The sequence below is a fragment of the Herbaspirillum sp. Her2 genome (assembly GCF_057961375.1).
This window is the reverse complement of record NZ_CM176331.1, coordinates 907,706-930,666: the sequence shown is the minus strand read 5'-3', so window position 1 is coordinate 930,666 and position 22,961 is coordinate 907,706. Positions and strand designations below refer to the sequence as shown.

Here is a 22,961-nt window from a genome sequence, read left to right as displayed (position 1 = left end):
TCGCCCGTTGTCCACGACGCATCGGCCATGATGCGCACGGCCCGCCTCCGATTCACCACTGCATTGTCCCCATGAAAATCGCCACCTGGAACGTCAACTCCCTCAAGGTCCGCCTGCCGCAAGTGCTGAAATGGCTGGAAGAAAACCCGGTCGACGTCCTCTGCCTGCAGGAAACCAAACTGACCGACGACAAGTTCCCCGCGACCGAGATTGCCGCCGCCGGCTACCTGGTCGAGTTCTCAGGCCAGAAGACCTACAACGGCGTGGCCATCCTCTCGCGCCATCCGATGAACGACGTGGTCAAGAACAACCCGCTCTTCCCCGACGAACAGCAGCGCATCATCGCCGCCACCATCGAAGGCGTGCGCTATGTCTGTGCCTACATTCCCAACGGCCAGTCGCTGGAATCCGAAAAGTATCCCTACAAGCTCAGCTGGCTGGCCGCCCTGCACGAATGGCTGGCCCAGGAAAAGGCGAAGAACCCGCGCCTGGCCCTGCTGGGCGACTACAACATCGCCCCCGAAGACCGCGACGTGCACGACCCGGTGGCCTGGCAAGGGCAGGTGCTGGTCTCCGAACCGGAACGTGAAGCCTTCCGCAAGCTGCAGGCCCTGGGCCTGACGGATTCCTATCGTCTTTTCGAACAACCGGAAAAGATGTACAGCTGGTGGGACTACCGCCAGATGGGCTTCCGCCTCAACCGCGGCCTGCGCATCGACCACATCCTGCTGTCCGAAGAACTGGTGCCGCGCTGCACCGCCTGCGTGATCGACAAGGTCCCGCGCAAGTGGGAACAACCCTCGGATCACGCACCGGTGATCGCCACCCTCGCAGACTGAAGCGCCCACGCCGCCAGACATAAAAAAAAACGGCAAATGATTTATATCATTTGCCGTTTTTCATTGAAGCGCGTACCAGAGACTATTCAACGCCACCTTCAGGTGGCGTTTGTTCCTTCTTGTTGCGCATGTTCTTCTCGAACTGCACATCCAGCTTGCTCACGCGCTTGGCCTTCTGCGGTCCCTGGGCGTTGACGAAGCGCACGAAATCATCCAGCTCCATGGCCTCGTTGAGCTTCTCCAGCGGCTGCCCGGCCACGCGCCGGGTCAGGATGAAACGTTCATCGGAGGTGCGCAGCATGGAGTACTCGCGCGATTCGGTACGTTCGTTCAGGCGCTCGATGGCGCTGGCGGCTCGGGTCGATCTCATCATTGGGCCTCTTGCAGTTTGAGTTGCCAGTATCCCACGTCGATCCAGCGTCCCATCTTGTAACCCACTTCCGTAAAGACGCCACAGGCCACGAAGCCCACGCTCTCATGCAGCGCCACGCTGGCCGGGTTGGGCTGGGCAATGCCCCCGATGACCAGATGCACGCCCAGGGGCTTCAACTGCGCAATCAGTTCGCGATAAAGCTGCTTGCCGATGCCGCGCCCACCGGCATCGTGGCGCAGGTAGACCGAGCTCTCCACCGAGTGCCGGTAAGCCGCACGCGGCTTCCACTTGCTGGCATAGGCATAGCCCAGCACCTCGCCCTGCTCTTCAAAGACCAGCCAGGGGAAATCAGCCTGCACATCGGCAATGCGCGCGGCCATGGTCTCGACGCTGACCGCTTCGGTCTCGAAGCTGATCACGGTGGTCTGCACGTAATGGTTGTAGATGCCGCAGAGGGCGGGAGCATCGGCAGCGGTGGCCGGGCGGATGGAGGGCGACATGGGCGGGACGCAATCGTGGAAAAGCGAAAGCCGTCAGTGTAACCAAATTACGCCAGGCACGGCGTCCCTGCTCCGCTGCAGGGACGCCGTGCCTTCATGAGGGAATTGCGAGTCAGTCCTTGATGACCGCCCGCACCTGCTCCAGCGCCGCCGGATCCTCGATGGTGGGCAGGTCGCCCGGATCGCGTCCTTCGCAGATGGACTGGATGGCCCGGCGCAGGAGCTTGCCCGAGCGCGTCTTGGGCAAGCCGCTGACGAAAAACACCCTCGCCGGGCGGCCCACTGCGCCGATCTGCTTGTCCACCACGCCCATGATTTCCGCTTCCAGCGCACGGCGCCCCTCGGGCGTGGCAATCGCATCGGCCTGCTTGGGAATGGCGAAGGCAATCGCGACTTGTCCCTTGAGCTTGTCTTCCACGCCGACCACGGCCACTTCGGACACGTTGGGATGGCTGGAGATGCTCTCCTCGATTTCGCGCGTGCCCAGCCGATGGCCAGCCACGTTGATGACGTCATCGGTGCGGCCCAGGATGAAGTAGTAACCGTCCTGGTCCCTGATGCCCCAGTCGAAGGTCGAGTAGACCTCGCGCGGCAGGCTGCGCCAGTAGGTGTTGACGAAGCGCTCATCGTCGCCATAGACGGTCTGCATGCAGCCCGGCGGCAGCGGGCCTTCAATGGCCACCACGCCCTTCTCGTCAGCCGCGCAAGGCTCGCCGGTCGCTTCGTTCAGGATGGCCAGCCGATAGCCCGGCATCGGCACCCCGGGACTGCCCAGGCGCGTGGGCTTGTCGCTGATGCCCTTGGCAATCGAGATGATGGGCCAGCCCGATTCGGTCTGCCAGTAGTTGTCGATGACCGGCACCTTCAGCGCGCCCGAGATCCAGCTCGACGTCGTTTCATCCAGCGGCTCGCCGGCCAGATAAAGGGCCTTGAGCGAAGACGTGTCGTAGCGCTCCATGCATTCGGCCGGCTGTTTCTTCAGCACGCGGATGGCCGTCGGTGCGGAGAACATGCGCGTGACCTTGTATTTCTCGACGATGCTCCACCAGATGCCCGCATCGGGCCGGATCGGCAAGCCTTCATAAAGCACCGTCGCCATGCCCGCAATGAGCGGCCCGTAGACGATGTAGGAATGGCCCACTACCCAGCCAATATCGGAGGTGCAGAAATAAGTCTCGCCCGGCTTGCCGCAGAAGATGTGCTGCATGGACGAGGCCAGCGCTACGGCATAGCCGCCCACGTCACGCTGCACGCCCTTGGGCTTGCCGGTGGTGCCGGAGGTATAGAGCACGTAACTGGTTTCATTCGATTCCAGCCAGGCCACCGGCACCGGCTGGTCCAGGTGTTGTTCACGCAAGGGCGCGTAGTCGACGTCGCGTTGCGCCGTGCGCGCCATCTCCGCCAGACCGCGATCCACCAGCAAGACCTTCTGCGGCTTGTGCTGCGCCAGGTTGATTGCTTCGTCGAGCAAACCCTTGTACGGAATCACCTTGCCGCCACGCGAACCGGCATCTGCCGAGACGATCAGGGTCGGCTGCGCATCATCGATGCGCGAGGCCAGGCTGTTGGAGGCAAAGCCGCCGAACACCACCGAATGCACCGCGCCAATACGGGCGCAGGCCAGCATGGCGAAGACCGCCTCGGCGATCATCGGCATGTAGATCAGCACGCGGTCGCCGCGCCGCACGCCCAGCGACAGCATGGTGGCGGCCATGGCCTGCACTTCGCGATGCAGCTCGGCGAAGTCGTAGACGCGTTCGGTGTTGGTCTCGGTGGAGATGGCGATCAGCGCCGCCTGATGCGGCCGCTCGCCCAGATGGCGATCCACCGCGTTGTGACAAAGATTGGTGGTGCCGCCGATGAACCAGCGCGCAAACGGTGCGCGGGAATAATCGAGGGTGCGGGTGAACGGTTTGTCCCAATGAATGCGCTGCGCTTCTTCTGCCCAATAGGCTTCAGGCTGCTCGATGGAACGGCGATAGAAATCCTCGTATTGCATGACGTCTCCTCATGTCTCTCGAATTGAAAACCGCTGTCGGCCTTGCGCAGCGTGGCTTGCAGGCCGATGGTCGCGTGGCTCTGGTGCATGGGCAAAAACCTGTTTGCCATGCGTGGCCCTCATGCGACGATGAAACCAGTCTTGCACCTGAATCTTACGAGGGGCTGAATCCGCCGCTTGCATCAGCGGTCTTCGATGATTCAAATCAAGCAGGAGCGATGCCGACAGCAAGACGCCATCGGCACGACAAGGGAGGAGGAAATGCGAGGTGGAAAGAACGCGCCGACGTCAGACCTGCACGACGGCGCGGCGCTGCGTTGTCAGCGCGTGCGGCAGTCGTTGGCCAGCTGCTGCCCGATCTTGGAATTGAGCAGCATGGACTTCGACGGGATCTGGATCCACACCAGGCCTTCGCCCTTGTTCTCCAGACGCACTGCACCGGTCGAGGTGCTGACCGGGTTCATCATGTAGCTGCTGCCCTTCCACACCAGCGTGACGCCATCGGTCACGCGGCCATCCATGCGGATTTCCACCTTGTTGCCCATCTCGCAGCTGAAGGCACCGGTCTTCAATTGCGTGGCCCAGCTCGGCTGTGTGGCAGCGGGCGACTGCAGCAGCTGCGGCAGCACCGGCTTGGTCTCGGTGACCGGCACGGGCGTGGAAGAACAGGCGGACAGGGCAACAGCCACAACACCGGCCAGCACGAAGGAAGTCAGGGGCAATGCAGAAAGACGGCGGGAAACGATGGCAGCAATCATCGGATGATCCATGGAGAGTCAGGGGTGGACGCGGGGGCGAAAAAGATCCGACCGCATCTTAGCAAGTTATTGCATCTGACTCGACCACATGTAACGCTTGTTACAAATCTGCCTGCGCACTGCCACTGTCCCGGGGAATGTGGCGGCCGACACGCGCCAGCCGCCGCTTCCTTCTTCTTGCTGCTCCCTCTCCCTCTCTTGCCCCTCATGCCCGCGCCATCCGCTGATGACTCAACTGCGCGGGCACTTCGTCTTGCTTGGTCTTACTTGCGCTTGCTGATCGGCACGAACTTCAGGTCTTCCGGTCCCACGTAGTTGGCCGAGGGGCGGATGATCTTGTTGTCGATGCGCTGTTCGATGATGTGCGCCGCCCAGCCCGAGGTGCGGGCAATGACGAACAGCGGCGTGAACATCGCGGTCGGTACGCCCATCATGTGGTAGGACACGGCCGAGAACCAGTCCAGGTTGGGGAACATCTTCTTGATGTCCCACATGACCGTTTCCAGGCGTTCGGCGATGTCGAACATCTTGGTCGAACCAGCTTCCTTGGAGAGCTTGCGCGCCACTTCCTTGATGACCTTGTTGCGCGGGTCGGAGATGGTGTAGACCGGGTGGCCGAAACCGATCACCACTTCCTTGTTCTCGACGCGGCGGCGGATGTCGGCCTCGGCTTCGTCGGGGTTGTCGTAGCGCTTCTGGATCTCGAAGGCCACTTCATTGGCGCCGCCGTGCTTGGGGCCGCGCAGTGCGCCGATGGCACCGGTGATGGCCGAATACATGTCCGAACCGGTGCCGGCGATGACGCGGCCGGTGAAGGTGGAGGCGTTGAATTCGTGTTCCGCGTACAGGATCAGCGAGGTGTGCATGGCCTTCTCCCAGGCGTCGGAAGGCTTCTCGCCGTGCAGCAGGTGCAGGAAGTGCGCGCCGATGGAATCGTCATCGGTCTCGACTTCGATGCGGTTGCCATTGTGGCTGTAGTGGTACCAGTACAGCAGCATGGAACCGAGCGACGCCATCAGGCGGTCGGCGATGTCGCGCGCGCCGGGGGTGTTGTGGTCATCCTTCTCGGGCAATACGCAACCCAGTGCCGAGACGCCGGTGCGCATCACGTCCATCGGGTGCGACGCGGCAGGCAGCCATTCCAGTGCCGCCTTGACGTTGGCCGGCAGGCCGCGCAGGGCCTTGAGCTTGGCCTTGTAGGCGCGCAGTTCGGCCGCTGTCGGCAGCTTGCCGTGCACCAGCAGGTGAGCGATTTCCTCGAACTCGCAGCTGTCGGCCACGTCCAGGATGTCGTAGCCGCGATAGTGCAGGTCATTGCCGGTCTTGCCGACGGTACACAGGGCGGTGTTGCCAGCGGTCACGCCAGAGAGGGCAACGGATTTCTTGGGCTTGAAACCGGGGGCTTGCTGATCGCTCATCGTGTTCTCCTCGTAGTCTGTATTAGGTCGAAACTGATTATCGGAAGGGGGTATTCGGTCTTGCGGTAATGTTTTACTTGTTCTTCTGCTGGGCAAACAGCGCATCCAGACGCTGCTCGTAGCTGTGGTAATCGATGCGGTCATAGAGCTCCATGCGGGTCTGCATGGTATCGACCACGTTCTTCTGGGTGCCGTCGCGGCGAATCGCCTGGTAGACGTTTTCGGCGGCCTTGTTCATGGCGCGGAAGGCCGAGAGCGGATAGAGCACCAGGCCCACATCGGCCTCCTTCAATTCGTCGACCGTGAACAGCGGCGTCGAGCCGAATTCTGTGATGTTGGCCAGGATCGGCACCTTCACCGCATTGGCGAACTGCTTGTACATGGCGAGGTCGGTGATGGCTTCCGGGAAGATCATGTCGGCACCTGCTTCGACGCAGGCCACGGCGCGCTCGATGGCGGCGTCCAGCCCTTCGACCGCCAGCGCATCGGTGCGCGCCATGATGACGAAGTTCTCATCGGTACGGGCATCGACGGCGGCCTTGATGCGGTCCACCATTTCCTGTTTGGTGACGATTTCCTTGTTGGGACGATGGCCGCAGCGCTTGGCGCCGACCTGGTCTTCGATGTGCATGGCGGCCGCGCCGAACTTGATCATGGACTTCACGGTGCGCGCCACGTTGAAGGCCGAGGCACCGAAGCCGGTATCGACGTCCACCAGCAGCGGCAGGTCGCACACGTCAGTGATGCGGCGCACGTCGGTGAGCACGTCATCCAGGTTGGAGATGCCCAGGTCAGGCAGGCCCAGCGAACCCGCAGCCACGCCGCCGCCGGACAGGTAGATCGCGCGGAAGCCGGCACGCTTGGCCAGCAGGGCGTGATTGGCGTTGATCGCGCCGATGACTTGCAAGGGGGATTCTTCCTGGACGGCCTGGCGGAACGCTGCGCCTGCGGAGTGGAGAGCCATGGTGGACACCTTCTCGATGAGGTTGGAATACGGAAAGTCGGGATTGCCTGACTGCGGCGGGCGGGGCTGCATCACACCCGTCCTGCGACATGTGCGTTCACCATTGCAACGGCCGTGCCATCGCAGTGCAGCATTGCATGGCGCAAGGCATGAAAAAACCTTCATATCGTCTGAAACCAGCGCCGGACAAGGCTGGCAGGCTTCCCTTCCGGTGCGCTCTCCGGGCGTACCCGCCTTCTGTCGCGTTGATGTTCCGCATCCCCGGCCGTTTCATCGGTGTTACATTAACGTTTCACTGAAACGCCCCGAACACTTGCCATGAAACGCCCTGCCCCCGCTGACCGCCTGGCCGACAAGCCCGTGATCTGGACCGTGTCCGTGTCGCGCCTCTCCGAACTCTTCCGCGACATCACGCTGGAATTCGACGGCGTGGCCGACATCGAGCCCATACACCTGGGCTTCGACGAGGCCGTGCGCGCCATCCGCGAGCGCCTGGCCAGCGAGCGCTGCGACGTGGTGATCTCGGCCGGTTCCAACGGTGCCTATCTGAAGAGCCGCCTCCCGGTGCCGGTGGTGGTGGCGCGCGCCAGCGGCTTCGACGTGATGCAGGCACTGGCCCGTGCCCGCCAGATCAGCCCGCGCATCGGGCTGGTCACTTATCAGGAGGCGATGCCGGCCCTGACCGAATTCCAGCAGATGTTCGGACTCGACATTGCCCAGCGCACCTATGCCACCGAAGAAGACGCGCGCGCCGTAGTGCAGGAACTGAAGGCCGGCGGCGTGCAGGCGGTGGTCGGGGCCGGGCTCATCACCGACCTGGCCGAGGAAGCGGGGATGCAGGGGATCTTCCTCTACTCCTCGGCCACGGTGCGGCAGGCCTTTGAAGATGCGCTGGAACTGGCGCGTCTGACGCAACTGGAAAGCACGCGCGGCCCCAGCCTGCCGGTGGCCGACAGCCTGCGCGCACGGCATCACCTCAAGGATCTGCGAGGCGATTCTGAGGTGATGGAAACGGTGCGTCAATCGATCACGCTCTTTGCGCGCTCGCCGGCCAACGTATTGATCCAGGGTGAGACCGGCACCGGCAAGGAACTGGCGGCGCAAGCCATCCATCGTGCTCATCCGCGCATGCAGGGCAAGACCCAGGCAGCCCACCCCTTCGTGGCCATCAATTGCGGCGCGCTGGCCGAATCGCTGCTGGAATCCGAACTGTTCGGTTATGAGGAAGGCGCTTTCACCGGGTCGCGCCGTGGCGGACGGGCCGGTGTCTTTGAAGCGGCCCATCGCGGCACGCTGCTGCTCGATGAAATCGGCGAGATGCCGCTGCCACTGCAGACGCGATTGCTGCGCGTGCTGGAAGAGCGCGAAGTCGTGCGCGTGGGCGGCACGCGGCCCATTGCGGTCCAGGTGCGCATCATCAGCGCCACCCACTGCGATCTGGAAGCGCGGGTGCGTGAAGGACGTTTTCGCGCAGACCTGTATTACCGGCTCAGCGTACTGCGTTTGCAGTTGCCGCCCTTGCGGGCGCGCCGCGAGGATATTGCCGCACTGGCTGAATGGCATCTCAAGCATGCGCTGGCGGCACTGGATGCGCGGCCGCACGCCAACCTGGGGGCCGAGATCCTGCGCTGTGCACCGCTGCTGTGTGCCTACGACTGGCCCGGCAACGTGCGCGAGCTGCGCAACCTGATGGAACGGCTGGCCCTGTTCCTGGCCGCAGAGCCGCTGCAGGCGCTGACACCCGCGCTGATCCAGCGGGTGGCGCCGGAACTGGCGGGGATGGCGCAGCCGCTGCTGTCAAACACGGCGGAAGTGGTGGCCCCCCATGAGCTGACCACGTCCGACATCGTCCCCGACGCTGACGCCATTGAAGCTGCACTGCGCCGCTTCCGTGGCAACCGTGCCGCGGCTGCGCGCCATCTCGGGATCAGCCGTACGACCTTGTGGCGCAAGCTCAAGGAAACGGAAGCGCAGAACAGGGAGCCATCATGAGGCTGCAGGCACTGGAAACGAGAAAATGATTTCGCAAAATCAGGTGTGCGTCCTGCCTCCTGATAATCCCCCGCACTGCGCCTTGACAGTGCCGCATCGCGCCGCCTATCCTCGCCCGCTGTAACGGCCCCGGCCGTCACAGGGAGCCCACAACCATCCATACACAGCCAGGCAGCCTTCTGCTCCGCCAGGGTCAGAACGGCGTGCTGCTCCTCCATCCACGTATCCATCAGGGAGTCTCCATGACCAGCAACACCGCGGCGCCTGGCGCCGGCACCACGCATCCGCAAGCGCGGCGTGCGATCATCTCGTCCTCCATCGGCAATGCGCTCGAATGGTTCGACATCCTCATCTATGGCGCCTTCGCCGTGGTCATCGCCAAGCAGTTCTTCCCGACCGGCGATGACAGTGTCTCGCTGCTGCTGACCTTCGCCACCTTCGGCGTGTCCTTCTTCATGCGCCCGCTGGGTGCGGTGGTGCTGGGTGCCTACTCCGACCGCGCAGGCCGCAAGGCGGCGCTGATGCTGTCCATCATGCTGATGACGGTCGGCACGGCCATGATCGCCTTCATGCCCAGCTACGCCAGCATCGGCCTGCTGGCACCGGCCGGCATCGCTCTGGGCAAGATGATCCAGGGCTTCTCCGCCGGTGGCGAGTTCGGCAGTTCCACCGCCTTCCTGGTGGAACACGCCCCGCATCGCCGTGGCTTCTTCTCCAGCTGGCAGGTGGCCAGCCAGGGCATCAGCCTGCTGCTGGCGGCCATCTTCGGCGCCGTGCTCAACAACATGCTCACACCTGAGCAACTGGCCTCGTGGGGCTGGCGCGTGCCGTTCATCTTCGGCTTGCTGATCGCACCGGCCGGCATCTACATCCGCCGCCATCTGGATGAAGCACCCGAGTTCAAGGAATCCAGCGAAAAGACCGATGCGCCCCTGCGCGATACCTTCGCCCACCAGAAGATGCGCCTCTTGATCGGTGCCGGCAGCGTCATCATGGCGACCGTCTCGGTGTACCTGTCGCTGTATATCCCGACCTATGCGGTCAAGCAGCTGGGCCTGCCGGCCTGGTCCTCGTTTGCCGCCATGTCGGTGGCCGGCCTGATCATGTTCATCGGCTCGCCGCTGGTGGGCGCGATGTCCGACAAGATCGGCCGCACGCCCTTCATGATCACCAGCAGCGCGCTGTACATCGTGCTGACCTATCCGATGTTCGTGTTCCTGACCAACTCGCCGGGCTTCCTGCAACTGCTGTTGCTGCAGACCGTCATCGGCGTGCTCATGACCATGTATTTCGCCTCCATGCCGGCCCTGCTGGCCGACATCTTCCCGGTAGCCACGCGCGGCACCGGCATGTCGCTGGCCTATAACATCGCCGTGACCATCTTCGGCGGCTTCGCCGGCCTGATCATCACCTGGCTGATCGACTTCACCGGCAACAAGCTGTCGGTGAGCTACTTCGTCATCTTCGGCGCAGTGCTGAGTCTGATCGCCACGCTGGCCGCACGTTTCGTGCTGCGCCTGCGCTGACCAAAAACAGATAAATGATATAAATCATTTACCGCCTTTGAACGGATCGGCAGGCGCTGCTGCAGCGACTGCCGATCCGTACATGGCACAGCCGCCCAATGGCCAGGATCCCCCGATCCTGGCCATTTTTCTTGATGGACTGGTCATCGGGTGCGCACTACGCAATTAGTCAATCTTGATCGAGCTGCGGTGGCACTTCGGTCAACTTGTTGCCAATCCATATTTATGCATTGATAAGCATAATTGAAAGAGTGTTTCCGTTTGGCATCACCTCGTCAAATTCATCTTGAATTTGGGCAAGACTGCCATTAAAGTTCAGAGCGCTTCCCCCGGAGCCCATCCTGACGGCACTGCCGCTCTCCCTTGCAGGCCTTGCGCCTGCGCCGGAATCATCATCCACCCTTCGTCTGCCGTCAGTGGCGGCAGGCCAGCCCCTGAGGGATATCGTGAATTTCAGACAGACCAAAGTTGCCACCCAGCTTATGTTGGGTTTTTCCGTTTTGATCCTGTTCATGGCCGTGCTCGGTGCGGCGGCCTGGTACGGACTCAATACCGTCGACGCACAGCTCAACGAAGTGCAGACCAACCTCATGCCCAGCGTCGCCACGGCCAAGACCATGCAGGCCGAGATCCGCGCCTTCAACCTGGCCCAGTATCGTGCGCTCACCGCCAATGATGCGCAGCGCATGCAGGATGCCCGCACGCGCCTGACCGCCTCGCTGGGACGCTACACCAGCGCCGCCGACCAGTATCGTCCGCTCATCCATACGTCTGAGGAACAAGCCGCCTACGACGAGCTGCAGGCCCTGCTGCCCAAGTACCTGGCCGTGAGCCAGCAGATGCTGGCCGCCCTTGAGCAAGGCAAGCAGGAGCAGGCCGTGGACATCATGAAAGACCAGCTCTTCCCGCTGCGCGCGGCGATGGAAGTGCAGATCCAGCGTCTCATCACCGTCAACGAAAAGGGCGTCGCCGAGGCCGCCACCAGCGCGCGCGAAGCCTATGCCGGCAGCCGCATGCTGATCATCGGCCTGACCCTGGCATCGGCGCTGATCGGCCTGCTGATCGCACTGCTGATCAGCCGCCGCCTGACGCGCCAGCTGGGTGGCGAGCCGGCCGAAGCGATGTGGCTGTCGGCCCAGATCGCCGCCGGCAACCTGAGCGCGCAACTGCAACTGCGCAAGGGTGACCGCGCCAGCCTGATGCATTCGCTCATGACCATGCGCGAACAGCTGGCCGGTCTGGTCGGCCAGATCCAGCAGGCCAGCGGTGCCATCCACGTGGCCGCACGCGAAATCGCCCAGGGCAATACAGATCTCTCGCAGCGCACCGAAGAGCAGGCTGCTTCACTGGAGGAAACTGCCTCCAGCATGGAACAGCTGACCAGCACCGTGCAGCAGAATACCGACCACGCCCGCAAGGCCAGCCACGTCGCCAGTGCCGGTGCCGATGTGGCCCGCCGTGGTGAAACGGAAATCGCGCAAGTGGTCAGCACCATGCGCGAGATCGCCGTCAGCTCGCACCAGATGTCGGACATCATCAGCGTCATCGAAGGCATCGCCTTCCAGACCAATATCCTGGCCCTCAATGCCGCCGTGGAAGCGGCACGCGCCGGCGAGAACGGCCGCGGCTTCGCCGTGGTGGCCACCGAAGTGCGCGCGCTGGCCCAGCGCAGCGCCAGTGCCGCCAAGGAAATCAAGGGACTCATCGAAGGCTCTGTGGGGCGCATCCAGAGCGGCACGACGCTGGTGGAAAAGGCCGGCGGCACCATCGCCGAAGTCATGCGCGCCTCGGTCGATACCACCCGCATCATCAGCGACATCGCGCATGCTTCGGAAGAGCAAAGCGCCGGCATCACGCAAATCAATGCAGCCATCTTGCAGATGGACCAGGTCACGCAGCAAAACGCCGCCCTGGTGGAACAGGCCGCTGCTGCCGCCCAGGCCATGATGCAACAGGCCGAACAATTGACGGCGGCGGCATCGGTGTTCAGCATCGATGCGCAGCTCCTGCAGGCTGCACCGCTCACGCCCGCTCTGGCGACCAATGGCCAGCCGCACATGCCGCGCCTGGCCATGTGAACGCGCCCCTCTTGCTGAATTGACCAAATGATTTAAATTTTATAAATCGTTTATCAGCAGCATCAATAAAAATGGCCTGGATCTCGCGATCCAGGCCATTTCCTTTTTTTTGGCCGCCGCCTCTTCCCCTTGCTGATGCTGCCCACGCGGCGGCACGCGGGCAGACCTCCCCTGCTTGATGGTGTCGCTGCGGATCAGTCGTCTTCCGCGCCGCCGATCCCCAGTTCCTGGATCTTGCGGGTGATGGTGTTGCGGCCGATGCCCAGGCGCACGGCAGCATCGTTCTTGCGGCCGTGGGTATGTTTCAGGGCGATCTTGATGAGCGCTGCTTCGAACTGGCGACCGAGGATGTCCATCACCTCGGGCTGTTCGGAGGCCAGCATCTGCGCCGCCTCCACTTCCAGCAGCGAGATCCAGTTGCCGGCCGCCGCATCCGCCGGTGCAGCGGCGGACGCCGGATCGGCATACGCCACCGGTGCGGCCACGGCAGCCGCCGAGGCGGGCGCGGAAACGGTCTGCGCCGGTTGCGGTGCATGGACGCGTTCTTCCACCAGATCCTGCGGCAGGTCCTTGATCTCGACCGTCTGGCCCGGGGCCATCACGGTGATCCAGTTGCACAGGTTTTCCAGCTGGCGCACGTTGCCGGGGAATTCCAGCTGCGACAGGAACTGCATCGCCTGCGGCGACAGGCGCTTGGCTTCCACGCCGAGCTGGCGCGCGCTCTGTGCCAGGAAGTAGCGGGCCAGGATGGGAATGTCTTCGCTGCGTTCGCGCAGGCTGGGCAGGCGCAGGCGGATCACGTTCAGGCGGTGGTACAAGTCTTCCCGGAACAAACCTTCACGTACACGCTGCTCCAGGTTCTGGTGAGTGGCCGCAATGACGCGTACATTGGCCTTGAGCGACTGATGGCCGCCGACACGATAGAAGTGCCCGTCGGACAGCACGCGCAACAGGCGCGTCTGCAGGTCCAGCGGCATGTCGCCGATTTCATCGAGGAACAGCGTGCCGCCTTCGGCCTGCTCGAAACGGCCACGGCGCATGGCTTGCGCGCCGGTGAAGGCACCGCGTTCATGGCCGAACAGTTCGGATTCCAGCAGGTCCTTGGGGATGGCCGCCGTGTTGAGTGCCACGAACGGCTGGCTGGCGCGCGGGCTGTGCTTGTGCAGGGCACGCGCCACCAGCTCCTTGCCGGAACCGGATTCGCCGGTGATGAGCACCGTCACATTGGATTGCGACAGGCGACCGATGGCGCGGAAGACGTCCTGCATCGCCGGTGCCTGGCCGAGGATTTCGGGAGTCTGGGCTGCACCCTGCTCGATGTCGGTTTCGCGCAGACTCTCGTCGAGCGCGCGGCGAATCAGTTCGACCGCCTTGTCGACGTCGAAGGGCTTGGCCAGGTATTCGAAGGCGCCGCCCTGGAAGGCGGAGACCGCCGAATCCAGGTCCGAGAAGGCGGTGATGATGATCACCGGGATGCCGGGGTGCTTGGCCTTGATGGTCTGCAGCAGTTCCAGGCCGGAGGCACCGGGCATGCGGATGTCGGACACCAGCACTTGCGGCGTGCCGTTCTGCAGGGCTGCCATCGCATCGCGTGCGCTGGAAAAACTCTGCGTGGCGAGATTTTCTCGGGCCAGGGCTTTTTCGAGCACCCAGCGTATCGATTCGTCGTCGTCAACAATCCAGATTGGCTTCATAAATAACTTCTTCCTGCGTTGGTCATGCTGTTAATGCTCCCGCGATCCACGGCGCTTCTGACGCCCTGTCCGCAGCCCCCTTGGTGGACCGGATGCTCTGCATCCACTCGGCTTTGGCGCGCCGCCTGCGGCCATGCTCACGGCAGCGGTATAAGTATTCTGAAATCGGTACAACCGGGCCGGCTGTCGCATTCGATGACCCCCATGTGCTGATGCACGAAGGTCTGCGCCAGGGTCAGCCCCAGTCCGCTGCCTCCCTCGCGACCCGACACCAGCGGATAGAAGATTCTTTCCTGGATGTCGGGAGGAATGCCCGGACCGTTATCGATGATATGCAAGTCTAGTGCCAGCCGGTATCTGACCTTGGATAGCGTCACCTGGCGCGAGACGCGCGTGCGCAGAATCAGCTCGCCATCACCGGCACGGATGCGGTCGGCCAGCGCTTGCGCAGCGTTGTGGACGATGTTCAGGACGGCCTGGATCAGTTGCTCCTTGTCGCCCCGGAATTCGGGGATCGACAGGTCATAGTCGCGCTTGATGGTCAGCCCCTGCGGGAATTCGGCCATCACCAGGCTGCGCACGCGTTCGCAGACTTCGTGGATGTTGACGTCGCCCACGATGTGCGGGTGGCGGTGCGGGGCCAGCAGCCGATCCACCAGGGTCTGCAGGCGGTCGGCTTCCTTGATGATGACCTGGGTGTATTCGCGCAATTCCTTGAGGTGGCGCTCGGGCAACTCCAGCTCCAGCAGCTGGGCGGCGCCACGGATACCGCCCAGCGGATTCTTGATCTCGTGGGCCAGGTTGCGGATCAGTTCCTTGTTGGCCTGGCTCTGGTCGAACATGCGCTCTTCGCGGTCCAGCTTGAGTTGCTGGACGTTCTCGCGCAGCTCCAGCAGCACCGGCCAGTCGGTGCTGTCCAGGGGCGTGACGATGGTGTGGACCTGCAGCGGCTCGCGGTTGGCACGCTCCAGCACCAGGTCCAGGCGCTTGTCGGCGAACTGGTGTTCGATGGCCTGGTAGAACAGCGCGGTCAGCTCCTTGCCATTTAGGAAGAGCTCCGAGAGCTTCTGCTGCGAGAGCACCTTGAAGGAGCTCTCCAGCAGGTTCTCGGCGGCGGCATTGGCGTAGACGATGCCGCCATTGGCATCGAGGATGATCACGGCCGAGGCCAGCAGGTCGAGGCCATCGAGGGATGGGAGCGGTGTCTTCATGGGAGGATTCTTGATGCCTGGGGTCATGTCGTCTCGTGCCGGTCTGGCTGCATCTTGCAAAGGCTTGCCGCGGCGGATGTTGTACTGGATCTGTTTTGACTAGCAATTTTCGGGCGCACTGCCCTGCAGCAGGCGGCACGCCGCGCATAAAAAAAGGGGAAGCAAGCTTCCCCTTTTTCTCCGGATGCGGATTCGATTACAGCGAGTAGTACATGTCGAATTCGATCGGGTGCGTGGTCATGCGGAAGCGTTGGACTTCCTGCATCTTCAGCTCGATGTAGGCATCGATCATGCTGTCGGTGAACACGCCGCCACGGGTCAGGAACTCGCGGTCCTTGTCCAGGTGCTCCAGGGCTTCATCCAGCGAAGCACAGACGGTCGGGATCAGCTTGTCTTCTTCCGGCGGCAGGTGGTACAGGTCCTTGGTGGCAGCTTCGCCCGGGTGGATCTTGTTCTGCACGCCATCCAGACCGGCCATCAGCAGAGCCGAGAAGCACAGGTACGGGTTGGCCAGGGGATCCGGGAAACGGGTCTCGATGCGGCGGCCCTTCGGGTTCGCCACGTGCGGGATACGGATCGAAGCGGAACGGTTGCGGGCCGAGTAGGCCAGCTTGACCGGAGCTTCGAAGCCGGGGACCAGACGCTTGTACGAGTTGGTGCCGGGGTTGGTGATGGCGTTCAGGGCCTTGGCGTGCTTGATGATGCCGCCGATGTAGTACAGCGCGAACTCGGACAGGCCGGCATAGCCGTCGCCAGCGAACAGGTTCTTGCCATCCTTCCAGACCGACTGGTGCACGTGCATGCCGGAGCCGTTGTCGCCAACCAGAGGCTTGGGCATGAAGGTCGCGGTCTTGCCGTAGGTGTGAGCGACGTTCCAGATCACGTACTTCAGGGTCTGGGTCCAGTCAGCGCGCTCGACCAGGGTCGAGAACTTGGTGCCCAGTTCGTTCTGGCCAGCGCCAGCAACTTCGTGGTGGTGCACTTCGACGGGGATGCCCAGGGATTCCAGGATCAGGGACATTTCCGAACGCATGTCCTGGAAGCTGTCGACCGGGGGAACCGGGAAGTAGCCGCCCTTGACGGTCGGACGGTGGCCGGAGTTGCCGCCTTCGATCTTGGCGCCGGTGCTCCAGGAAGCTTCTTCGGAGTCGATCTTGACGAAGGAACCGGACATGTCGGCACCCCAACGGACGCCGTCGAAGATGAAGAATTCGGGTTCCGGACCGAAGTAGGCGGTGTCGCCCAGGCCGGAGGACTTCAGGTAGGCTTCAGCGCGCTTGGCGATGGAGCGCGGATCGCGGTCGTAGCCCTTGCCGTCGGACGGCTCGATCACGTCACATTGCATGAAGAGGGTGGTCTCTTCCATGAACGGGTCGATGTTGGCGGTGTTCGGGTCCGGGATCAGCAGCATGTCGGAGGCTTCGATACCCTTCCAGCCGGCGATCGACGAACCGTCGAAGGCGTGACCGGATTCGAACTTGTCGATGTCGAAATGCGAAACAGGCACGGAAACGTGCTGTTCCTTGCCACGGGTGTCAGCGAAACGGAAGTCGACAAACTTGACTTCGTTGTCCTTCACCATCTTCAAAACCTCTGCGGCCGTCCTTGCCATGCGAATCTCCTAAAACGAGGAAGTAGTATAAATTGGGGTGTTGAGCCGTTTTCTGCGACTGGATCTTTGCATTTGATACAACGGTCTTGCGCCGAACTCAGTCGCGGATGATAGCAGATTCCATGCCACCAACCTTTCAGGTGCGCCAATAATGGAAGTTTTTAGGGAGGACGCGCCAGTTGGGGCGCTGCACGCGGTGCAGAGGCACTGCAGATATGCATTATTTTAGTGCGAATTTCACAAAATGCACCGAACAAATGCATATTCGCGTGATTGAATATGAATTGCACCACTTTCGTGCATGCGCCGTGTTGGGGCAGTCGCCTGATGAGCTGCACGGCGTGCACCAGCTTGGGAAAATTGCCTAACTGTTTATATTGTTTAAAATCATCTCCCTTGAGGCGCACTGACTTCATTGGCTTCATTGCCTTCGTTGCGCTTCAGGGGCTTTCACCGGCATTCCTGCGCTTCCTTGTACGCGCTTCCTTCTTCTTCAGAGGCTTTACCCATGAGCAACGATTCGATTCTCGGCACTGCCACCCAACGCGCGACCGACGGGCAACTGCCCTATGCCGGTGCCGTGACCCCGCAGGAAGCCCTGGCCCTGCTGCAGTCCGATCCCGCCATCAAGCTGGTCGACGTGCGCACCCGCGCCGAGCGAGACTGGGTCGGCGTGGTCCAGATCCCGGCGGCGCAGCACCTGGCGGTGCAGTGGAATCTCTACCCCGAGGGCAAGCCCAATCCGCAGTTCCTCGAACAACTGCAGGAAGTCGCCCGGCCCGGTGAAGTGCTGCTGTTCCTGTGCCGCTCGGGCGTGCGTTCCAAGCATGCCGCCAAGCTGGCCACGGAAAACGGCTACACGCAGTGCTTCGATATCCTGGAAGGCTTTGAAGGCAACAAGGACACCAACGGCCACCGCAAGACCATCGAGGGCTGGTGCAAGGCCGGCCTGCCGTGGGTGGGTGCCTGAACGAATCTGACGGAATCAGGCCTGCAGGCTGCGCGCCTGCAGGGCACTGGCCAGCGACTGCAGCAGCAGGCTGATGGCGGCCTGGCCATCGGCCTCGGCGCGCAGCGCTTCTTCCACGCAATCCAGCAGCGCCACCAGTTCCAGCCGTCCCATGGTCAGGGCGGCTCCCTTCATGCGGTGCGCGAGCTGCACCATCCTTCCCCTGTCGCCCTGCAGGCTGGCCTGTTCGAGCGCCGCCAGATCGTTGCGAGTGGTTTGCAGGAAGAGCCGGTCCAGATCCTGCCCATATTCCTGTTCTGGGGTCATGGCCTGGCCATCCTCTTCATTGTCGAGATCGCACCAGAGGGCCAGCAGGCGCCGGATGGCCTGGGTCTGCAGGGGCTTGGGGAGCATGCCGTCCATGCCGCTGTCCAGACAGCGCTGCACATGCAGGGCGTCGGTTTCGGCGGAAATGCCGATCAGCGGCGTATAAGGACGCTGGCGCTGCGTCTGTTCCAGCTGCCGCACCTGGCGGGCGACTTCCTGACCGGGGATGTCGGGCAGGAAGCAATCCAGCAGCACCAGCCCGTAGGGCCGCGCCCGGATGGCGGCCAATGCGCTGCCGCCATCGGCCACGCAATCGACCTGGCAGCCGAGCCGCTGCAGGCGGTTCTGGATGGCGTAACGAATGGTGACGGAATCATCGACCAGCAGCACGGCCGGTTCACGTTGCCCGGTAGTGGCGCTTTCCCTCTGGTGCGGCATTTACAGCTCCTTGATCTGGTATTCGATCTTGAACAGTTCGTTGTCACTGCGCACGCCCAGCTTGCGGAAGGCCGATTGCTTCTGCCCGCTGATGGTCTTGACGCTGCGTGCGAATTTTTCCGCGATGTCGGTGACCGACATGCCGTCCAGGCAGCAGCGCAGGACTTCCCGTTCGCGCGGCGACAGGCTGGGCATGTCCGACAGCGAGTCCGGCGAGACGTCGGTGCCGCGCGGTCGCCGGCGCGGCGGGCGCACTTCGGGCTGGCTGCGCGTGGCCGCTTCGGCGGCCTGCATGATGGCCAGCTCGCGGGTCATGGTGCTGTTGAGATATTCGCGTCCCCGGCTGATGGTGCGGATGGCGAGGATCAGTTCGGCCAGCTCCTGCGATTTGCTGACGAAACCGCGTGCCCCCGCCTTCATCGCCATGGCCACCGTCGCCGGGCTGCTGTGGGCCGAGGTCACCAGGATCTTGGAACGCGGAAAGCGCACGCGCAAGGCGCGGATCAGGTTGAGACCGTCGATGTCATTGCTGCCCAGCGAATAATCGATCAGCAGCAGATCGGCCGGCGAGGCGCGCAGCGCTGCCATGAGCTCCTTGCTCGTGGCGAAAGCGCCGACCACGGTGAAATCCGGCTCCTCGGCCAGACGCTTGGCCAGGCCGTAACGCACCACGGCGTGGTCGTCCAGCAGCGCGATGCGCAACGCCGATGCCAAGGTCCATGTCATGCGCTATCCCCTCGTATTCTGATCATGTGAAGCCGCTGCGGTGCATCATCAGCCCCCCTTCTGATGCAGCCGCTGACGAAGGCGTTATTGTGGTCGAGCGCCGCCTTCCGGCGCATAAGAATCGTCTGAAAAACAGTGACAAATCGCAGAATTTTTATACTTTACCGCGCTTGCGGGAAGCTGACGAAGGCGTCAGCTTTGTAACGCCCTGTATGAAGAACAATGCTTGCTGCGCTACAGTGGCGCTCGGTCGCCGCAGTATGGGATCGCGGTACGGCCTGACCCGCGCATTACACTTTATTACAGCCCGCGTGCAAGTCCATCACCATACTGGCCTGCAGCTGTTCTCCCCAATTTTCGACCTCGCGAGGCTCGTCGATGCAAGCGCCCTTCAAGCAGCTTTTTCCTTCACGTTCAGCCTGGCTGATGCTGGCACTGGTTGCCTGCACCTTGGGGCAGGCCCAGGCGGCTGGGCCGACTTCCGCCAGTGCCCCGCTGTCGGAACAGGAGCGCGCCCTGCACGTACTCAACCGGCTCGCCTATGGCCCGCGTCCCGGCGATCTGGAGCAGGTGGAGCGCATGGGCGTGAAGCGCTACATCGACCAGCAACTGCATCCCGAGCGCATCCCCCTGCCCGATGACTTGCAGGCGCGCCTGGCGGCGCTGCCGGGCCTGCAGATGACGCCGGCACAGTTGTTCGTCGACTATGGCCCGCCCTCCTTCGACCGCAGCGCCAGCAAGGAAGACCAGCAGGCCGCGCGCCAGCGTGCGCCGCGCGAACTGACGCCGCAGTTCCACATGGCGCGGCTGCTGCAGGCTACCGAAAGCCCGCGCCAGCTGGAAGAAGTCATGACGGAATTCTGGGCCAATCACTTCAACGTCTTCGAAGGCAAGGAGTGGGTGCGCTACTGGGTGGGCGACTATGAAAAGAACGCCATCCGCCCCTATGCCCTGGGCAACTTCCGCGATCTGCTGGGGGCGGTGGCGCATCATCCGGCGATGCTCTACTACCTCGACAACTGGCTCTCCAGCGGTGCCGGCACGCCCGGTGCGCGCGGGCGTTTCAAGGGGCTCAACGAGAACTACGCACGCGAGCTGATGGAGCTGCATACGCTGGGCGTAAATGGTGGCTATCAGCAGGCCGACGTGATCACGCTGGCGCGCATTCTCTCCGGCTGGACCATCGATGTGGACGCCATGAAGGCCGGTGCCTCGCCCTTCCGCTTCGCCGCGCAACGGCATGACAACGGCCCCAAGATCTTCCTCGGCAAACCGCTGCAGGCGAGCGGCTATCAGGAAGGAGAGGCGGCGCTGGACATCCTGGCCAATCATCCGTCGACGGCACGCTTCATCTCGACCCAGTTGGTGGAATACTTCGTCGCCGACCAACCCGATCCGGCGCTGGTGAACAAGCTGGCGCAGAAATTCCTGGCCAGCCATGGCGATATCCGGGCCGTGTTGCAGACCCTGTTCGACAGTCCGCAATTCTGGGCCCGCAGCAATTACCAGACGCAATTCAAGACGCCGTACCAGTTCGTGGTCTCGGCCCTGCGCGCGGGTGATATTCCGGTGCGCAATCCCAAGCCGGTCAATGGCGAACTGGGGCAATTCGGCATGCCGCTGTATGGCTGGCTCACGCCCGAGGGCTACAAGTATTCGCAGGCGGCCTGGCTCAATCCCGGCGCGCTGCTGCGGCGGATCAATCTGGCCGGCAACCTGGCCAGCGGCAAGTCACCGATCGCCCGCGTGGAAGGCGCGCCTGCGCCCTCCAATACGGAGGCGCCGCCGCTGGACGCAGCGGCCTTGCTGCGCACCCTCGGCCCGGCGATCACGCCGGCCACCGCCGCACAGATCAATGCCGCACCTGAGAACCAGCGTGCCGGCCTGGTCCTGGGCAGTCCCGATTTCATGAAACGCTAACCGCTGGAGGCCAGCATGAACCGCCGCCATTTTCTCCGTTATCTGGGCGCTGCCGGCAGCGGCGCCATCCTGGTGCCGATCGGCTTGTCCGGCTGTGCTGTCGTGCCGACCGGTGACCAGACCATCAGCCGCAGCAACCACACACCCGGGAAGGTGGCCTACGGCTCCCCTGCCCCGCGCGCGCATGCCCAGGGTGACGGTGCGCCGCGCATGGTGGTGGTGTTCCTGCGCGGGGCCGTCGATGGCCTCAACGTGGTGGTGCCGCATGGCGATCCGCTGTACTACCAGGCGCGTCCGACCATTGCGGTGGCACGTCCCGGCCAGGCCAACGGCGCGCTGGACCTGACCGGTTACTTCGGTTTGCATCCGGCGCTGCAGCCGCTGATGCCGTACTGGGAAAGCGGGCAGCTGGCCTTCGTGCATGCATCGGGTTCGCCCGATGGCTCGCGCTCGCACTTCGAAGCGCAGGACTATATGGAAACCGGCACACCCGGCCAGCACAGCACGCGCGATGGCTGGCTCAACCGGGTGATGGATTACCTGCCGCCGGCCGAGTCGCCACTGCAGGCCTTCAACGTCGGCAGCGCCACGCCGCGCATCCTGAGCGGCCACAACGTGGCGGCCAATCTGCAGACCGGGCGCGATGCCACGCGTCCGAGCATGATTGACCAGCCGCGCTGGAGCCAGGTCTTCGATCCGCTGTATGGCGGTGATGATGCGCTGGGCAAGGCCTATCGCGATGGCATGGCCGCGCGCAAGCAGCTCATGGCCGAGATCAACAGCCAGGAGCAGCAGATGGCCAACAACGGCGCGCCGCTGCCCAATGGCCTCTCCATGGATACGGCACGCTTGGGCCGGCTGATGCGGCATGATCCGCGCATCCGCCTGGCCTTCCTGGCCGTGGGGGGCTGGGATACGCACATCGGACAAGGCAACGGGACCGGCCAACTGGCTGGACGTCTGTCGCCGCTGGCCACGGGCCTGGCCACGCTGGCGCGTGAACTGGGGCCAGCCTTCAATGACACGGTGATCGTGGTGATGTCCGAATTCGGCCGCACCTTCAAGGAGAACGGCAACGGCGGGACCGATCATGGCCACGGCAATGCGATGTGGCTGATGGGGGGCAATCTGCGCGGCGGCAAGATTTATGGTCAGTGGCCGGGGCTGAATCAGACGGCCTTGAACGAAGGGCGCGATCTGGCGATCACGACCGATTTTCGCGCGGTCTTGTGTGCGCTGTCAGAGCGGCATATGCGCATCCCGGATCAGGCATTGGAGAAAATTTTTCCACAATACGCTACGGGGGCAAGAGGGATTCCTGATCTCTTCATCTGATATTTTGCAGAGATCGCAGATACGTCAAACGTGAAAAAACCGCATCGAATCGATGCGGTTTTTCGCTTTTACAGCAGCTGTCCGAGTCATTCAGCCTCGGCAATCCACGCCGCCTGAATGGCTTCCAGAATGCGCTCGCCAGAGCGATTGGGATCATCCTCAAACCCCTCCAGCTCCATCACCCAACGATGCAGGTCGGTAAAGCGGATGGTCTTGGGATCGACCTCGGGAAACTTGTCGTAGAGTTCCTCGGCGATCTGCTGGGTATCAGTCCATTTCATGTCAGTCTCCCCGGTGCCATG

The 22,961-nt window shown here is 63.0% G+C and carries 20 protein-coding genes; 7 read left to right on the top strand and 13 right to left on the bottom strand.

The features are described from left to right. The first annotated feature begins 71 nt into the window (after window positions 1-71). Entirely contained in the window at window positions 72-839 is a 768-nt protein-coding gene (gene xth / locus ACWHXP_RS04275; protein WP_489634421.1) for an exodeoxyribonuclease III, read from the top strand. Between the two features lie 82 nt (window positions 840-921). On the opposite strand, the gene ACWHXP_RS04270 is transcribed toward xth, so the two are convergent. The 6 genes from ACWHXP_RS04270 to prpB all read right to left on the bottom strand — a co-directional run bounded on the left by ACWHXP_RS04270 (window position 922) and on the right by prpB (window position 6,851). Continuing rightward, window positions 922-1,209: a hypothetical protein gene (locus ACWHXP_RS04270; protein WP_134224130.1), complete on the bottom strand. Its 288-nt coding sequence runs from the start codon at window positions 1,207-1,209 to the stop codon at window positions 922-924. Beyond that, window positions 1,209-1,712: an arsinothricin resistance N-acetyltransferase ArsN1 family B gene (locus ACWHXP_RS04265; protein ID WP_034330172.1), complete on the bottom strand. Its 504-nt coding sequence runs from the start codon at window positions 1,710-1,712 to the stop codon at window positions 1,209-1,211. The genes ACWHXP_RS04270 and ACWHXP_RS04265 overlap by 1 nt, the downstream gene beginning before the upstream one ends. A 112-nt stretch (window positions 1,713-1,824) precedes the next feature. Next, window positions 1,825-3,711, bottom strand: a complete 1,887-nt coding sequence (locus ACWHXP_RS04260; RefSeq protein WP_252695232.1) for a propionate--CoA ligase — start codon at window positions 3,709-3,711, stop codon at window positions 1,825-1,827. A gap of 320 nt (window positions 3,712-4,031) precedes the next feature. Then, window positions 4,032-4,469 carry a hypothetical protein gene (locus tag ACWHXP_RS04255; protein ID WP_489634422.1) on the bottom strand — a complete coding sequence of 146 codons (438 nt, stop codon included), beginning with the start codon at window positions 4,467-4,469 and terminating at the stop codon, window positions 4,032-4,034. Window positions 4,470-4,732: 263 nt separating this feature from the next. Further along, window positions 4,733-5,887 (bottom strand): bifunctional 2-methylcitrate synthase/citrate synthase, encoded by a 1,155-nt coding sequence (gene prpC, locus ACWHXP_RS04250; RefSeq protein ID WP_039784877.1) that lies wholly within the window; start codon window positions 5,885-5,887, stop codon window positions 4,733-4,735. A gap of 73 nt (window positions 5,888-5,960) precedes the next feature. Next, the gene (prpB, locus tag ACWHXP_RS04245) at window positions 5,961-6,851 is read right to left on the bottom strand and encodes a methylisocitrate lyase (RefSeq protein WP_134224131.1); all 891 of its coding nucleotides are present in this window, start codon (window positions 6,849-6,851) and stop codon (window positions 5,961-5,963) included. 318 nt (window positions 6,852-7,169) lie between these two features. Between prpB and prpR the strand changes: the two genes are divergently transcribed. Both prpR and ACWHXP_RS04235 read left to right on the top strand, forming a co-directional pair. Beyond that, on the top strand, window positions 7,170-8,843 hold the full coding sequence (gene prpR, locus ACWHXP_RS04240; RefSeq protein ID WP_489634423.1) for a propionate catabolism operon regulatory protein PrpR: 1,674 nt from the start codon (window positions 7,170-7,172) through the stop codon (window positions 8,841-8,843). A 242-nt stretch (window positions 8,844-9,085) separates the two neighbouring features. Continuing rightward, entirely contained in the window at window positions 9,086-10,369 is a 1,284-nt protein-coding gene (locus tag ACWHXP_RS04235) for an MFS transporter (RefSeq protein WP_121042112.1), read from the top strand. A gap of 223 nt (window positions 10,370-10,592) precedes the next feature. Here the strand turns inward: ACWHXP_RS04235 and ACWHXP_RS04230 are convergent, their stop codons facing one another. Beyond that, complete coding sequence (locus tag ACWHXP_RS04230) at window positions 10,593-10,883, bottom strand: hypothetical protein (RefSeq protein ID WP_166675014.1); 291 nt, start codon at window positions 10,881-10,883, stop codon at window positions 10,593-10,595. On the opposite strand from ACWHXP_RS04230, the gene ACWHXP_RS04225 reads away from it, so the two are divergent. Beyond that, window positions 10,882-12,447: a methyl-accepting chemotaxis protein gene (locus ACWHXP_RS04225; protein WP_489634425.1), complete on the top strand. Its 1,566-nt coding sequence runs from the start codon at window positions 10,882-10,884 to the stop codon at window positions 12,445-12,447. The genes ACWHXP_RS04230 and ACWHXP_RS04225 overlap by 2 nt on opposite strands. 194 nt (window positions 12,448-12,641) lie before the next feature. Here ACWHXP_RS04225 and ntrC read toward each other — a convergent pair whose 3' ends face one another. The 3 genes from ntrC to glnA form a co-directional block, all read right to left on the bottom strand. Further along, window positions 12,642-14,141 carry a nitrogen regulation protein NR(I) gene (gene ntrC / locus ACWHXP_RS04220; protein ID WP_121042117.1) on the bottom strand — a complete coding sequence of 500 codons (1,500 nt, stop codon included), beginning with the start codon at window positions 14,139-14,141 and terminating at the stop codon, window positions 12,642-12,644. A 137-nt stretch (window positions 14,142-14,278) separates the two neighbouring features. Next, window positions 14,279-15,352: a nitrogen regulation protein NR(II) gene (gene glnL, locus ACWHXP_RS04215; RefSeq protein WP_034331333.1), complete on the bottom strand. Its 1,074-nt coding sequence runs from the start codon at window positions 15,350-15,352 to the stop codon at window positions 14,279-14,281. A gap of 196 nt (window positions 15,353-15,548) precedes the next feature. Next, the gene (gene glnA, locus ACWHXP_RS04210) at window positions 15,549-16,964 is read right to left on the bottom strand and encodes a type I glutamate--ammonia ligase (protein ID WP_034331334.1); all 1,416 of its coding nucleotides are present in this window, start codon (window positions 16,962-16,964) and stop codon (window positions 15,549-15,551) included. Window positions 16,965-17,472: 508 nt separating this feature from the next. Between glnA and ACWHXP_RS04205 the strand changes: the two genes are divergently transcribed. Further along, on the top strand, window positions 17,473-17,934 hold the full coding sequence (locus tag ACWHXP_RS04205; protein ID WP_489634426.1) for a rhodanese-like domain-containing protein: 462 nt from the start codon (window positions 17,473-17,475) through the stop codon (window positions 17,932-17,934). A gap of 15 nt (window positions 17,935-17,949) precedes the next feature. On the opposite strand, the gene ACWHXP_RS04200 is transcribed toward ACWHXP_RS04205, so the two are convergent. Together ACWHXP_RS04200 and ACWHXP_RS04195 are read right to left on the bottom strand one after the other, a co-directional pair. Further along, window positions 17,950-18,678 carry a response regulator gene (locus tag ACWHXP_RS04200; protein WP_121042121.1) on the bottom strand — a complete coding sequence of 243 codons (729 nt, stop codon included), beginning with the start codon at window positions 18,676-18,678 and terminating at the stop codon, window positions 17,950-17,952. Then, the gene (locus ACWHXP_RS04195; RefSeq protein ID WP_134136105.1) at window positions 18,679-19,404 is read right to left on the bottom strand and encodes a response regulator transcription factor; all 726 of its coding nucleotides are present in this window, start codon (window positions 19,402-19,404) and stop codon (window positions 18,679-18,681) included. It abuts the gene before it with no gap. Between the two features lie 378 nt (window positions 19,405-19,782). On the opposite strand from ACWHXP_RS04195, the gene ACWHXP_RS04190 reads away from it, so the two are divergent. After that, window positions 19,783-21,324 (top strand): DUF1800 domain-containing protein, encoded by a 1,542-nt coding sequence (locus ACWHXP_RS04190; RefSeq protein WP_489634427.1) that lies wholly within the window; start codon window positions 19,783-19,785, stop codon window positions 21,322-21,324. Window positions 21,325-21,339: 15 nt separating this feature from the next. Next, window positions 21,340-22,659, top strand: a complete 1,320-nt coding sequence (locus ACWHXP_RS04185; protein WP_489634428.1) for a DUF1501 domain-containing protein — start codon at window positions 21,340-21,342, stop codon at window positions 22,657-22,659. 86 nt (window positions 22,660-22,745) lie between these two features. On the opposite strand, the gene iscX is transcribed toward ACWHXP_RS04185, so the two are convergent. Further along, on the bottom strand, window positions 22,746-22,940 hold the full coding sequence (gene iscX, locus ACWHXP_RS04180) for a Fe-S cluster assembly protein IscX (protein ID WP_034331339.1): 195 nt from the start codon (window positions 22,938-22,940) through the stop codon (window positions 22,746-22,748). Window positions 22,941-22,961 lie beyond the last annotated feature (21 nt).